This window comes from Pseudomonas guariconensis (assembly GCF_040822035.1).
In the GTDB taxonomy this organism is placed as follows: domain Bacteria; phylum Pseudomonadota; class Gammaproteobacteria; order Pseudomonadales; family Pseudomonadaceae; genus Aquipseudomonas; species Aquipseudomonas guariconensis.
This window is the reverse complement of sequence record NZ_CP162012.1, coordinates 4789070-4802578: the sequence shown is the minus strand read 5'-3', so window position 1 is coordinate 4802578 and position 13509 is coordinate 4789070. Positions and strand designations below refer to the sequence as shown.

The following is a 13509-nucleotide window of genomic DNA, read 5'->3' as shown; positions in this document are numbered from 1 at the left end:
CACATTCCTTTGCGAAACTTGTAATTGATGGCCGATCTTGTATGGTTGGCTCCCCTTGAATCTGAGCCTTGCGGGTCTGTCTATGAAGTCGGTTGAAGAGCAGCTGGCGCTTATCAAGCGCGGTGCGGAAGAGGTATTGGTCGAGTCGGAACTGGTGGAGAAGCTCAAGCGCGGCCAGCCCCTGCGTATCAAGGCGGGCTTCGACCCGACTGCGCCGGACCTGCATCTGGGCCATACTGTGCTGATCAACAAGCTGCGCCAGTTCCAGGACCTTGGGCATCAGGTCATTTTCCTGATCGGTGACTTCACTGGCATGATCGGTGACCCGAGTGGCAAGAGCGCGACCCGCCCGCCGTTGACCCGGGAGCAGGTGCTGGATAACGCCGAGACCTACAAGCAGCAGGTATTCAAGATCCTTGATCCGGCCAAGACCGAAGTCGCGTTCAACTCTACCTGGATGGACAAGCTGACGCCGGCCGACTTCATTCGACTGGCCTCCCAGTACACTGTTGCGCGCATGCTCGAGCGCGATGACTTCGACAAGCGCTATAGCAGCAACCAACCGATTGCGATCCATGAATTCTTGTATCCGCTGGTGCAGGGATACGACTCGGTTGCGCTCAAGGCGGACGTGGAGCTTGGTGGTACCGATCAGAAGTTCAACCTGCTGATGGGGCGCGAGTTGCAGCGTGCCTATGGCCAGGAGGCGCAGAACATTGTCACCATGCCTTTGCTTGAAGGGCTTGATGGCGTCAAGAAGATGTCCAAGTCTCTGGGCAACTATGTCGGCATCCAGGAAGCTCCGGGGGTGATGTACAGCAAGCTGGTCTCCATTCCGGACACCTTGATGTGGCGTTATTTCGAGCTGCTGAGCTTCCGCTCCATGGAAGAGATCAACCAGTTCCGAGCCGATGTGGAGAAGGGTGCCAACCCGCGCGACATCAAGATCAAGCTGGCCGAAGAGATTGTGGCGCGCTTCCATGGTGAAGAGGCTGCGGCCAATGCCCATCGTGCTGCGGGCAACCGCATGAAGGATGGCGAGCTGCCGGAGGACCTGCCAGAGATCGAGGTGGCCGCACCAGAAGACATGCCGATCGCCGCGGTGCTGAACAAGGCGGGGCTGGTGAAAAACTCTGCCGCTGCTCGCGATCTGCTCAATGCAGGTGGGGTGAAGGTGGATGGCGTGGTTGTCGATCGTGGTTTCGTCTTTGCCATCGGGGCGACCCATGTTTGCCAGGCGGGTAAGAAAGCTTTCGCTCGCATTACCTTGAAAGCCGAGTAAGGGCGGCTTCCAAATTTTTGGGAGTAGCTATATAGAAGCGGGGAGGCCGTCAGGCCTCCCCGTTTTGCTTTTCAGCCGGATTAAGGTTTTTTGAAAATAAGTGTTGACGGGGTTTCGAATCCCCTTATAATGCGCCCACTTCCGACGCAGTCGAAACGCAAAACTCCTTGATAATCAACGAGTTGAACGCTTCAGGTAGTATCGGAAGGGCTTCGGTCTTCTGATCGGCAGCGGTGAAAAAGGCAGTTGACAGCAGGTTTTAACGCTGTATGATTCGCCTCCCGCTACGAGAGATCGCAGCGAGTTAAGCGGTTGAAGTTGAACGGGTTTCTCGGAAAAAACTTCAAAATAAACGCTTGACAGACTTAGAGGAAAGCGTAGAATGCGCGGCCTCGGTTGAGCAAAGCGCTTAACCAACTCGCTCTTTAACAATCGAATCAAGCAATTCGTGTGGGTGCTTGTGAGTACGGACTGATCGTCGCCAAGATTATCAGCATCACAAGTGGCCATGCGAGAAATCACATAGTCATTTGAGATTGCTGAGCCAAGTTTAGGGTTTCTTAAAAACCCAAGCAGTATTGAACTGAAGAGTTTGATCATGGCTCAGATTGAACGCTGGCGGCAGGCCTAACACATGCAAGTCGAGCGGATGACGGGAGCTTGCTCCTTGATTCAGCGGCGGACGGGTGAGTAATGCCTAGGAATCTGCCTGGTAGTGGGGGACAACGTTCCGAAAGGAGCGCTAATACCGCATACGTCCTACGGGAGAAAGTGGGGGATCTTCGGACCTCACGCTATCAGATGAGCCTAGGTCGGATTAGCTAGTTGGTGAGGTAAAGGCTCACCAAGGCGACGATCCGTAACTGGTCTGAGAGGATGATCAGTCACACTGGAACTGAGACACGGTCCAGACTCCTACGGGAGGCAGCAGTGGGGAATATTGGACAATGGGCGAAAGCCTGATCCAGCCATGCCGCGTGTGTGAAGAAGGTCTTCGGATTGTAAAGCACTTTAAGTTGGGAGGAAGGGCAGTAAGTTAATACCTTGCTGTTTTGACGTTACCGACAGAATAAGCACCGGCTAACTCTGTGCCAGCAGCCGCGGTAATACAGAGGGTGCAAGCGTTAATCGGAATTACTGGGCGTAAAGCGCGCGTAGGTGGTTCGTTAAGTTGGATGTGAAAGCCCCGGGCTCAACCTGGGAACTGCATCCAAAACTGGCGAGCTAGAGTATGGTAGAGGGTGGTGGAATTTCCTGTGTAGCGGTGAAATGCGTAGATATAGGAAGGAACACCAGTGGCGAAGGCGACCACCTGGACTGATACTGACACTGAGGTGCGAAAGCGTGGGGAGCAAACAGGATTAGATACCCTGGTAGTCCACGCCGTAAACGATGTCAACTAGCCGTTGGAATCCTTGAGATTTTAGTGGCGCAGCTAACGCATTAAGTTGACCGCCTGGGGAGTACGGCCGCAAGGTTAAAACTCAAATGAATTGACGGGGGCCCGCACAAGCGGTGGAGCATGTGGTTTAATTCGAAGCAACGCGAAGAACCTTACCAGGCCTTGACATGCAGAGAACTTTCCAGAGATGGATTGGTGCCTTCGGGAACTCTGACACAGGTGCTGCATGGCTGTCGTCAGCTCGTGTCGTGAGATGTTGGGTTAAGTCCCGTAACGAGCGCAACCCTTGTCCTTAGTTACCAGCACGTCATGGTGGGCACTCTAAGGAGACTGCCGGTGACAAACCGGAGGAAGGTGGGGATGACGTCAAGTCATCATGGCCCTTACGGCCTGGGCTACACACGTGCTACAATGGTCGGTACAGAGGGTTGCCAAGCCGCGAGGTGGAGCTAATCTCACAAAACCGATCGTAGTCCGGATCGCAGTCTGCAACTCGACTGCGTGAAGTCGGAATCGCTAGTAATCGCGAATCAGAATGTCGCGGTGAATACGTTCCCGGGCCTTGTACACACCGCCCGTCACACCATGGGAGTGGGTTGCACCAGAAGTAGCTAGTCTAACCTTCGGGGGGACGGTTACCACGGTGTGATTCATGACTGGGGTGAAGTCGTAACAAGGTAGCCGTAGGGGAACCTGCGGCTGGATCACCTCCTTAATCGAAGACATCAGCCTGCTGATGAGCTCCCACACGAATTGCTTGATTCCTTGAAGAAGACGATGCTGTAACGCGACCCTGTTATAGGTCTGTAGCTCAGTTGGTTAGAGCGCACCCCTGATAAGGGTGAGGTCGGCAGTTCAAATCTGCCCAGACCTACCATTAGCTTGGTGCAGATGACTACGGGGCCATAGCTCAGCTGGGAGAGCGCCTGCCTTGCACGCAGGAGGTCAGCGGTTCGATCCCGCTTGGCTCCACCACTTGCCGTTACCTGCAGAACTTAGAAATGACATTCCAATGTGAATGTTGATTTCTGACTTTTGTCAGATCGTTCTTTAAAAATTCGGATATGTGATAGATAGACTGATGACCACTTTCACTGGTGGGCCATCAGGCTAAGGTAAAATTTGTGAGTTCTGCTCTTTATTGAGCAACATGCGAATTTTCGGCGAATGTCGTCTTCACAGTATAACCAGATTGCTTGGGGTTATATGGTCAAGTGAAGAAGCGCATACGGTGGATGCCTTGGCAGTCAGAGGCGATGAAAGACGTGGTAGCCTGCGATAAGCTTTGGGGAGTCGGCAAACAGACTGTGATCCAGAGATCTCTGAATGGGGGAACCCACCTAGGATAACCTAGGTATCTTGTACTGAATCCATAGGTGCAAGAGGCGAACCAGGGGAACTGAAACATCTAAGTACCCTGAGGAAAAGAAATCAACCGAGATTCCCTTAGTAGTGGCGAGCGAACGGGGACCAGCCCTTAAGTTGATTTGAGATTAGTGGAACGCTCTGGAAAGTGCGGCCATAGTGGGTGATAGCCCCGTACACGAAAGTCTCTTATCAATGAAATCGAGTAGGACGGAGCACGAGAAACTTTGTCTGAACATGGGGGGACCATCCTCCAAGGCTAAATACTACTGACTGACCGATAGTGAACCAGTACCGTGAGGGAAAGGCGAAAAGAACCCCGGAGAGGGGAGTGAAATAGAACCTGAAACCGTATGCGTACAAGCAGTGGGAGCCTACTTTGTTAGGTGACTGCGTACCTTTTGTATAATGGGTCAGCGACTTATATTCAGTGGCGAGCTTAACCGAATAGGGGAGGCGTAGCGAAAGCGAGTCTTAATAGGGCGTTTAGTCGCTGGGTATAGACCCGAAACCGGGCGATCTATCCATGGGCAGGTTGAAGGTTAGGTAACACTGACTGGAGGACCGAACCGACTACCGTTGAAAAGTTAGCGGATGACCTGTGGATCGGAGTGAAAGGCTAATCAAGCTCGGAGATAGCTGGTTCTCCTCGAAAGCTATTTAGGTAGCGCCTCATGTATCACTCCAGGGGGTAGAGCACTGTTTCGGCTAGGGGGTCATCCCGACTTACCAAACCGATGCAAACTCCGAATACCTGGAAGTGCCGAGCATGGGAGACACACGGCGGGTGCTAACGTCCGTCGTGAAAAGGGAAACAACCCAGACCGTCAGCTAAGGTCCCAAAGTCATGGTTAAGTGGGAAACGATGTGGGAAGGCTTAGACAGCTAGGAGGTTGGCTTAGAAGCAGCCATCCTTTAAAGAAAGCGTAATAGCTCACTAGTCGAGTCGGCCTGCGCGGAAGATGTAACGGGGCTCAAACCATGCACCGAAGCTACGGGTATCACTTAGGTGATGCGGTAGAGGAGCGTTCTGTAAGCCTGTGAAGGTGAGTTGAGAAGCTTGCTGGAGGTATCAGAAGTGCGAATGCTGACATGAGTAACGACAATGCGAGTGAAAAACTCGCACGCCGAAAGACCAAGGTTTCCTGCGCAACGTTAATCGACGCAGGGTTAGTCGGTCCCTAAGGCGAGGCTGAAAAGCGTAGTCGATGGAAAACAGGTTAATATTCCTGTACTTCCAGTTATTGCGATGGAGGGACGGAGAAGGCTAGGCCAGCTTGGCGTTGGTTGTCCAAGTTTAAGGTGGTAGGCTGAAATCTTAGGCAAATCCGGGATTTCAAGGCCGAGAGCTGATGACGAGTTGCCTTTAGGCGACGAAGTGGTTGATGCCATGCTTCCAAGAAAAGCTCCTAAGCTTCAGATAACTGGGAACCGTACCCCAAACCGACACAGGTGGTCGGGTAGAGAATACCAAGGCGCTTGAGAGAACTCGGGTGAAGGAACTAGGCAAAATGGCACCGTAACTTCGGGAGAAGGTGCGCCGGCGAGGGTGAAGGACTTGCTCCGTAAGCCCATGCCGGTCGAAGATACCAGGCCGCTGCGACTGTTTATTAAAAACACAGCACTCTGCAAACACGAAAGTGGACGTATAGGGTGTGACGCCTGCCCGGTGCCGGAAGGTTAATTGATGGGGTTAGCGCAAGCGAAGCTCTTGATCGAAGCCCCGGTAAACGGCGGCCGTAACTATAACGGTCCTAAGGTAGCGAAATTCCTTGTCGGGTAAGTTCCGACCTGCACGAATGGCGTAACGATGGCGGCGCTGTCTCCACCCGAGACTCAGTGAAATTGAAATCGCTGTGAAGATGCAGTGTATCCGCGGCTAGACGGAAAGACCCCGTGAACCTTTACTATAGCTTTGCACTGGACTTTGAGCTTGCTTGTGTAGGATAGGTGGGAGGCTTTGAAGTGGGGACGCCAGTTCTCATGGAGCCATCCTTGAAATACCACCCTGGCAACCTTGAGGTTCTAACTCAGGTCCGTGATCCGGATCGAGGACAGTGTATGGTGGGTAGTTTGACTGGGGCGGTCTCCTCCCAAAGAGTAACGGAGGAGTACGAAGGTGCGCTCAGACCGGTCGGAAATCGGTCGCAGAGTATAAAGGCAAAAGCGCGCTTGACTGCGAGACCCACACGTCGAGCAGGTACGAAAGTAGGTCTTAGTGATCCGGTGGTTCTGTATGGAAGGGCCATCGCTCAACGGATAAAAGGTACTCCGGGGATAACAGGCTGATACCGCCCAAGAGTTCATATCGACGGCGGTGTTTGGCACCTCGATGTCGGCTCATCACATCCTGGGGCTGAAGCCGGTCCCAAGGGTATGGCTGTTCGCCATTTAAAGTGGTACGCGAGCTGGGTTTAGAACGTCGTGAGACAGTTCGGTCCCTATCTGCCGTGGACGTTTGAGATTTGAGAGGGGCTGCTCCTAGTACGAGAGGACCGGAGTGGACGAACCTCTGGTGTTCCGGTTGTCACGCCAGTGGCATTGCCGGGTAGCTATGTTCGGAAGAGATAACCGCTGAAAGCATCTAAGCGGGAAACTTGCCTCAAGATGAGATCTCACTGGGATCTTGAATCCCCTAAAGGGCCGTCGAAGACTACGACGTTGATAGGTCGGGTGTGTAAGCGCTGTGAGGCGTTGAGCTAACCGATACTAATTGCCCGTGAGGCTTGACCATATAACACCCAAGCAATTTGCTTCTGCAGATTGCGGTGGTGAAGACGAAAGAACCGAAAGTTCGCAACCACAACGATCACATATCCGAATTGGCTGGAGTGTCATAAGACAGTCTGGCAACAGAATTTCTTGACGACCATAGAGCATTGGAACCACCTGATCCCATCCCGAACTCAGCAGTGAAACGATGCATCGCCGATGGTAGTGTGGGGCTTCCCCATGTGAGAGTAGGTCATCGTCAAGATTCATTTCACAAAACCCCTATCTGCGTGAGCAGGTAGGGGTTTTGTCTTTTCTGGTTCCGACCATTTTCTCCCTCTGTTGCTCGAGTACTGCCTTTCTGTGGGCCCTTTTCCTATGCAAGCCCCCGGGCCGTGGCTATCATGCCAGCCTAATTCCAAGTCGAGACTGGCATGCTGAAGTTGTTGAATCTCCTCAAGGATGGCCGGTTCCATTCCGGGCAGGCCCTAGGGGAAGCAATGGGGGTGAGTCGCAGCGCCGTGTGGAAGCAGCTGCAGCACCTGGAAAGCGAATTGAACCTTGTTATTCACAAGGTGCGTGGTCGTGGCTATCAATTGGCCGTACCGCTGACTTTGCTCGAGTCTGAGGTTATCCATGAGCACGGCCGGGGCGATCATTGGCCGCTTTGGATTCACGAGACAATAGATTCCACCAATGCCGAAGCTCTACGTCTTATTGCTCGGGGCGAATCCGCGCCGTTTCTCGTTTTGGCGGAGCAACAGACAGCTGGCCGGGGTCGGCGCGGGCGCCAATGGGTGAGTCCTTTCGCTGAGAATCTCTATTACAGCCTGGTTCTGCGGGTCGAAGGCGGCATGCGCCAGCTCGAAGGGCTGAGCCTGGTCGTAGGATTGGCGGTCATGCGCACCTTGCAGGTGTTCGGTTTGGATGCTGCCGGCTTGAAATGGCCGAATGATGTGCTGGTGGGAGAGCGGAAAATTGCGGGCATCCTGTTGGAGTTGGTCGGCGATCCTGCAGATGTATGTCATGTAGTGCTGGGTATCGGTATCAATGTGAACATGCAGAGCAATGACCGGGTCGATCAGCAGTGGACTTCGATGAAGCGTGAGGTAGGTGGGTCAATCGACCGCAACCGTCTGGTCGCGCAACTCAACCAGCAACTGCAGCATGAGTTGGCCCGTCATCGTCGTTACGGGTTTGCGGCATTCCAGGAAGAGTGGGAGCAGGCAAACCTGTGGCAGGGGCGCACAGTGTCCCTGATTGCAGGTAGTAACCGTATCGATGGTGTGATGCTTGGGGTTGATGGGCTAGGCGCCTTGCGTCTCGAGGTCGAAGGTGTGGAAAAGAGCTTTAGTGCTGGAGAGCTCAGTTTGAGGTTGCGTGATGATTCTTGAGCTCGACTGCGGAAATAGTTTCATCAAGTGGCGTGTAATTCATGCCGGCGATGCGACCATTGTGGGTGGAGGCATAGTCGATTCTGATCAGGCACTGCTGGCCGAAGTGTCAGCGTTGCCTTCCGTGCGCCTCAGTGGTAGCCGGATGGTGAGTGTGCGCAGCGAAGAAGAAACCGACGCGCTTTGCCTACAGTTGGCACAGCATTTCGGTGTCCGGGTGCTAGTCGCTCATCCTGCCCGTGAAATGGCGGGCGTGCGCAATGGATACGACGATTATCAGCGACTGGGTATGGATCGCTGGTTGGCGGCACTGGGTGCGTACCATCTGGCAAAAGGGGCGTGCTTGGTCATCGACTTGGGCACCGCAGCCAAGGCGGACTTCGTCGCTGCGGACGGGCAGCATTTGGGCGGTTACATTTGCCCGGGTATGCCGCTGATGCGTAGCCAATTGCGCACCCACACCCGTCGGATTCGTTACGACGATGCTTCAGCTGAGCGAGCTTTGATCAGTCTCGTGCCGGGACGCTCCACCGTGGAAGCTGTCGAGCGCGGGTGCGTGTTGATGTTGCAGGGTTTTGCGCGTACGCAGATTGAGCAAGCACAGGTGTTATGGGGTGAGTCATTCACGGCGTTCCTTACCGGTGGGGATGCGCCTTTGGTAAGAGATGCCGTTCCTCAGGTTCGGGTGGTGCCCGATCTGGTCTTTGTCGGTCTGGCCATTGCCTGTCCACTGGGTTGAGGTGCCTATGCGTTGGTTGTTTCTGCTATTGGTGGTGCTCAATATCGCTTATTACGTCTGGCATCAACAGGAGGCGCCTCTGAAGGCCAAGGAGGTTGCGCCTCTTTCCTTGTACAAAGGTAGTCAGCAAGAAATCCGCCTATTGCGTGAAACAGGCGCTTCAGCGCCGGCCAAGCGCCGCGATGAATGCCTGGTTGTCGGAGGGGTTCAGACTCAAGAGCAGTTGGACGCGCTACGTCAGCGCCTGGTAAGCCTGGATATTTCGACAGCGGAGGTGCCAGGCCAATTGCCAGGTGCTGATGGGCGCTGGCTCAAAGTTGCGGCCGAAAGCGAGCGTTTGCTGGACTCTGCGGTGCTCTCAAGTCTTTCCAAGGATTTCAAAGACTTAAAACACAAAATTATTTTATGCGAGGGTATTGCAACTGGTGAATAGCTTGATAGAATGGCGCCCGCTTCGCAGGGAACACCACTGAGGTGGTAAGACCGGAAGCTGTTGTCAAAGTAGCTAACCTCAAGATTTTAATGAGAAAAAGCTTGACAGCAGGACGGCAAGAGTTGAAAATGCCGCCCACACTCAGGAGGGGTTCCCGAGTGGCCAAAGGGATCAGACTGTAAATCTGACGTCTTCGACTTCGAAGGTTCGAATCCTTCCCCCTCCACCAGTTTAGCGAGAGCTGCAAGCTCCGCGGGTATAGTTTAGTGGTAGAACCTCAGCCTTCCAAGCTGATGATGCGGGTTCGATTCCCGCTACCCGCTCCAAGTTTGCTGTTGTTGCACAAAGTGTTGCGCTCTTGTAGCTCAGTTGGTAGAGCACACCCTTGGTAAGGGTGAGGTCAGCGGTTCAAGTCCGCTCAAGAGCTCCATATTAACAAGGCAGATATGAAAATATCTGCCTTTGTTTTATCAGTTGTAGTGACTATTTCTTCTGCGGAGGACTGTATCGATGGCTAAGGAAAAGTTTGATCGTTCCCTTCCCCACGTTAACGTCGGCACTATCGGCCACGTTGACCACGGTAAGACCACTCTGACTGCAGCTCTGACCCGCGTCTGCTCCGAAGTCTTCGGTTCGGCCGTCGTTGAGTTCGACAAGATCGACTCGGCTCCAGAAGAAAAAGCACGCGGTATCACCATCAACACCGCTCACGTCGAGTACAACTCGAACATTCGTCACTACGCTCACGTTGACTGCCCAGGTCACGCTGACTACGTGAAGAACATGATCACCGGTGCTGCCCAGATGGACGGCGCGATCCTGGTTTGCTCGGCCGCCGATGGTCCGATGCCACAAACCCGTGAGCACATCCTGCTGTCCCGTCAGGTTGGCGTTCCGTACATCGTGGTCTTCCTGAACAAGGCTGACCTGGTAGACGACGCTGAGCTGCTGGAACTGGTCGAGATGGAAGTTCGCGACCTGCTGTCCACCTACGACTTCCCAGGCGACGACACTCCGATCATCATCGGTTCGGCTCGTATGGCTCTGGAAGGCAAAGACGACAACGAAATGGGTACCAGCGCTGTTAAGAAGCTGGTTGAGACTCTGGATGCCTACATCCCTGAGCCAGTTCGTGCCGTTGACCAGCCGTTCCTGATGCCGATCGAAGACGTCTTCTCGATCTCGGGTCGTGGTACCGTTGTTACCGGTCGTATCGAGCGTGGTATCGTCCGCGTTCAGGACGCCCTGGAAATCGTTGGTCTGCGTCCAACCACCACCACCACCTGCACCGGCGTTGAGATGTTCCGCAAGCTGCTGGACGAAGGTCGTGCTGGCGAGAACTGCGGCGTCCTGCTGCGCGGCACCAAGCGTGACGAAGTTGAGCGTGGCCAGGTTCTGGTCAAGCCAGGTTCGGTCAAGCCGCACACCAAGTTCACTGCAGAAGTCTACGTTCTGTCGAAGGAAGAAGGCGGTCGTCACACTCCGTTCTTCAAAGGCTACCGTCCTCAGTTCTACTTCCGTACCACTGACGTGACCGGTAACTGCGAACTGCCGGAAGGCGTTGAAATGGTAATGCCAGGTGACAACATTCAGATGACTGTTACCCTGATCAAGACCATCGCAATGGAAGACGGTCTGCGCTTCGCTATCCGTGAAGGCGGTCGTACCGTCGGCGCCGGCGTCGTAGCAAAAATTATTGAATAAGTAGTTGATTTCTCATGATCAGGCCGGCATAATGGCCGGCCTGATACAGCGTTAAAGGTCAGTAGCTCAATTGGCAGAGCGACGGTCTCCAAAACCGTAGGTTGGGGGTTCGATTCCCTCCTGACCTGCCATTCACCTCGGTGTGATGGCTTTCTTCTCACAGGATCCTCCTCGATGACTCCCAAAACTGAAGCCCAAGAATCGCGTTTTGATCTGTTCAAGTGGCTGGCTGTTGTTGTATTGGTAGTCGTTGGTGTTGTGGGTAATCAGTATTACTCCGCAGCTCCAATCCTGTATCGCGTCCTTGCGCTTCTTGCTCTGGCTGCCGTTGCGGGCTTTGTCGCCTTGCAGACTGCGAAGGGTAAGTCGTTCTTTGCGCTGGCGAAGGAAGCTCGTACCGAGATTCGTAAAGTCGTGTGGCCGACCCGCCAGGAAACCACTCAGACCACGCTCATTGTTGTGGTTGTCGTGTTGGTTATGGCGTTGCTGCTGTGGGGTCTCGATTCCCTGCTCGGCTGGGCGGTCTCCTTGATTGTTGGCTAAGGGTGTCCCGTGGCTAAGCGTTGGTACGTCGTGCATGCTTACTCGGGTTACGAGAAGCATGTGATGCGCTCCCTGATCGAGCGCGTCAAGCTGGCTGGCATGGAAGACGAGTTCGGCGAGATCCTGGTCCCGACCGAAGAAGTTGTTGAAATGCGCAATGGCCAGAAGCGCAAGAGCGAGCGCAAATTCTTCCCTGGCTATGTGCTGGTCCAGATGGAAATGAACGAAGGGACTTGGCACCTCGTCAAGGACACCCCTCGTGTCATGGGTTTCATTGGTGGTACCGCAGACAAGCCTGCGCCGATCACCGATAAAGAAGCTGAAGCTATCCTGCGTCGCGTTGCCGATGGTAGTGACAAGCCTAAGCCCAAGACGCTGTTCGAGCCGGGTGAAGTGGTTCGAGTCATTGATGGTCCGTTTGCTGACTTCAATGGCAGTGTCGAAGAAGTTAACTACGAAAAGAGCAGGCTGCAGGTTGCAGTGCTCATTTTCGGTCGCTCTACTCCGGTAGAGCTCGAGTTCAGCCAGGTCGAGAAGGTCTAGGCGAACGACGCATCCCATACCCCGCAGCCCTATGTGCTGCGGGGTTTTGTCGTCACTGGGATAAAACGCAAGTCATACGGGGAGCCATCTGGCGTTCGTACCCGATTTTGGAGTAGCTCATGGCTAAGAAGATTCAGGCTTACATCAAGCTGCAAGTTAAGGCCGGCCAGGCCAACCCAAGCCCACCCGTTGGTCCAGCACTGGGTCAACACGGTGTTAACATCATGGAATTCTGCAAGGCCTTCAACGCCCGTACTCAGGGTCAAGAGCCAGGTCTGCCGACTCCAGTGATCATCACTGTCTACAGTGACCGTAGCTTCACCTTCGAAACCAAGAGCACTCCTGCCTCGGTTCTGCTGAAGAAAGCTGCTGGCCTGAGCAGTGGTTCGGCTCGCCCGAACACCGTCAAGGTTGGTACCGTTACCCGTGCTCAGCTGGAAGAGATCGCCAAGACCAAGCAGGCTGATCTGACTGCCGCTGACCTGGATGCAGCTGTGCGCACCATCGCCGGCTCTGCCCGCAGCATGGGCCTGAACGTGGAGGGTGTGTAATGGCTAAGCTGACTAAGCGCCAAAAGGCTATCGCCGAGAAAATCGAAGCAGGCAAGGCCTACAACTTCGAAGAGGCCGCGACTCTGCTGGCTTCGCTGCCGGCCGCCAAATTCGTCGAGTCCTATGACATCGCCGTCAACCTCGGTGTTGACCCGCGTAAATCCGACCAGGTCGTTCGCAGCGCTACCGTGCTGCCGCATGGCACTGGCAAGACCGTTCGCGTTGCCGTCTTCACCCAGGGCCCAGCTGCTGAAGCTGCTCTGGCTGCCGGCGCTGACCGCGTAGGTATGGACGATCTGGCTGCCGAAATGAAAGGCGGCGACCTGAACTATGACGTCGTAATCGCATCGCCTGATGCCATGCGTGTTGTAGGTCAGCTGGGTCAGGTCCTGGGTCCTCGCGGCCTGATGCCGAACCCGAAAGTGGGTACTGTAACTCCAGACGTAGCCGGCGCCGTCAAGAACGCCAAGGCTGGTCAGGTTCGCTACCGTACCGACAAGAACGGTATCATCCACACCTCCGTTGGCAAGGTCGGCTTCGAAGCTGGCAAGCTGAAGGAAAACGTTGAAGCCCTGATCGCCGATCTGAAGCGTATCAAGCCGGCTTCCTCGAAAGGTATCTACGTCAAGCGCGTCACCCTGAGCACCACCATGGGCCCAGGTCTGATCATCGATCAGAGCTCGCTGAACGTGTAATGCTCGGCCGGTGCGGCCCTGTCCGCACCGGCTGCTGAAAATTGGGGTCCCTGCCTGGCGGGGGCTATCCAAGACCGTAGGCGGCGCAAGCCTTAAACCACAAGCCTACGCAGATGGTGCTCCCGATTCGTTACCGAATCAGACAC

9 protein-coding genes, 6 tRNA genes and 3 rRNA genes are annotated in these 13509 nt (G+C 54.5%); all 18 read left to right on the top strand.

All coding sequences use genetic code 11. The features are described from left to right. The first annotated feature begins 82 nt into the window (after positions 1-82). Positions 83-1282, top strand: a complete 1200-nt coding sequence (gene tyrS, locus AB1N67_RS22360; protein WP_043210472.1) for a tyrosine--tRNA ligase — start codon at positions 83-85, stop codon at positions 1280-1282. 580 nt (positions 1283-1862) lie between these two features. Further along, positions 1863-3399: ribosomal RNA gene (locus AB1N67_RS22355) — 16S ribosomal RNA — on the top strand. Positions 3400-3484: 85 nt separating this feature from the next. Then, positions 3485-3561: transfer RNA gene (locus AB1N67_RS22350), tRNA-Ile, on the top strand. Between the two features lie 22 nt (positions 3562-3583). Continuing rightward, positions 3584-3659: transfer RNA gene (locus tag AB1N67_RS22345), tRNA-Ala, on the top strand. Between the two features lie 233 nt (positions 3660-3892). Further along, a 23S ribosomal RNA gene (locus AB1N67_RS22340) occupies positions 3893-6783 on the top strand. Positions 6784-6910: 127 nt separating this feature from the next. Continuing rightward, a 5S ribosomal RNA gene (gene rrf, locus AB1N67_RS22335) occupies positions 6911-7026 on the top strand. Together the 16S, 23S and 5S rRNA genes with 2 tRNA genes alongside form the textbook arrangement of a ribosomal RNA operon. A gap of 169 nt (positions 7027-7195) precedes the next feature. After that, complete coding sequence (gene birA / locus AB1N67_RS22330) at positions 7196-8155, top strand: bifunctional biotin--[acetyl-CoA-carboxylase] ligase/biotin operon repressor BirA (RefSeq protein ID WP_102082513.1); 960 nt, start codon at positions 7196-7198, stop codon at positions 8153-8155. Next, on the top strand, positions 8145-8894 hold the full coding sequence (locus tag AB1N67_RS22325; protein ID WP_043215919.1) for a pantothenate kinase: 750 nt from the start codon (positions 8145-8147) through the stop codon (positions 8892-8894). Before birA ends, AB1N67_RS22325 begins: the two co-directional genes overlap by 11 nt. Positions 8895-8901: 7 nt before the next feature. Further along, positions 8902-9327: a hypothetical protein gene (locus AB1N67_RS22320; RefSeq protein ID WP_043215917.1), complete on the top strand. Its 426-nt coding sequence runs from the start codon at positions 8902-8904 to the stop codon at positions 9325-9327. 144 nt (positions 9328-9471) lie between these two features. Continuing rightward, positions 9472-9556: transfer RNA gene (locus AB1N67_RS22315), tRNA-Tyr, on the top strand. 23 nt (positions 9557-9579) lie between these two features. Next, positions 9580-9653: transfer RNA gene (locus tag AB1N67_RS22310), tRNA-Gly, on the top strand. A 28-nt stretch (positions 9654-9681) separates the two neighbouring features. Beyond that, a tRNA-Thr gene (locus AB1N67_RS22305) sits at positions 9682-9757 on the top strand. Positions 9758-9837: 80 nt separating this feature from the next. Beyond that, the gene (tuf, locus tag AB1N67_RS22300) at positions 9838-11031 is read left to right on the top strand and encodes an elongation factor Tu (protein ID WP_099593972.1); all 1194 of its coding nucleotides are present in this window, start codon (positions 9838-9840) and stop codon (positions 11029-11031) included. 55 nt (positions 11032-11086) lie between these two features. Further along, positions 11087-11162: transfer RNA gene (locus AB1N67_RS22295), tRNA-Trp, on the top strand. Between the two features lie 43 nt (positions 11163-11205). Then, positions 11206-11574 carry a preprotein translocase subunit SecE gene (secE, locus tag AB1N67_RS22290; RefSeq protein WP_043215359.1) on the top strand — a complete coding sequence of 123 codons (369 nt, stop codon included), beginning with the start codon at positions 11206-11208 and terminating at the stop codon, positions 11572-11574. Between the two features lie 9 nt (positions 11575-11583). Further along, positions 11584-12117 carry a transcription termination/antitermination protein NusG gene (gene nusG / locus AB1N67_RS22285; protein WP_011531880.1) on the top strand — a complete coding sequence of 178 codons (534 nt, stop codon included), beginning with the start codon at positions 11584-11586 and terminating at the stop codon, positions 12115-12117. Positions 12118-12236: 119 nt separating this feature from the next. Beyond that, positions 12237-12668: a 50S ribosomal protein L11 gene (rplK, locus tag AB1N67_RS22280; protein WP_043215356.1), complete on the top strand. Its 432-nt coding sequence runs from the start codon at positions 12237-12239 to the stop codon at positions 12666-12668. Next, positions 12668-13363, top strand: coding sequence for a 50S ribosomal protein L1 (gene rplA / locus AB1N67_RS22275; protein ID WP_043215354.1), 696 nt, complete (start codon positions 12668-12670; stop codon positions 13361-13363). Before rplK ends, rplA begins: the two co-directional genes overlap by 1 nt. Positions 13364-13509: the final 146 nt, after the last annotated feature.

Coding starts and splice junctions, on each gene's coding strand:
- tyrS (WP_043210472.1), top strand. CDS start 83: ATGAAGTCGGTTGAAGAGCAGCTGGCGCTTATCAAGCGCGGTGCGGAA.
- birA (WP_102082513.1), top strand. CDS start 7,196: ATGCTGAAGTTGTTGAATCTCCTCAAGGATGGCCGGTTCCATTCCGGG.
- AB1N67_RS22325 (WP_043215919.1), top strand. CDS start 8,145: ATGATTCTTGAGCTCGACTGCGGAAATAGTTTCATCAAGTGGCGTGTA.
- AB1N67_RS22320 (WP_043215917.1), top strand. CDS start 8,902: ATGCGTTGGTTGTTTCTGCTATTGGTGGTGCTCAATATCGCTTATTAC.
- tuf (WP_099593972.1), top strand. CDS start 9,838: ATGGCTAAGGAAAAGTTTGATCGTTCCCTTCCCCACGTTAACGTCGGC.
- secE (WP_043215359.1), top strand. CDS start 11,206: ATGACTCCCAAAACTGAAGCCCAAGAATCGCGTTTTGATCTGTTCAAG.
- rplK (WP_043215356.1), top strand. CDS start 12,237: ATGGCTAAGAAGATTCAGGCTTACATCAAGCTGCAAGTTAAGGCCGGC.
- rplA (WP_043215354.1), top strand. CDS start 12,668: ATGGCTAAGCTGACTAAGCGCCAAAAGGCTATCGCCGAGAAAATCGAA.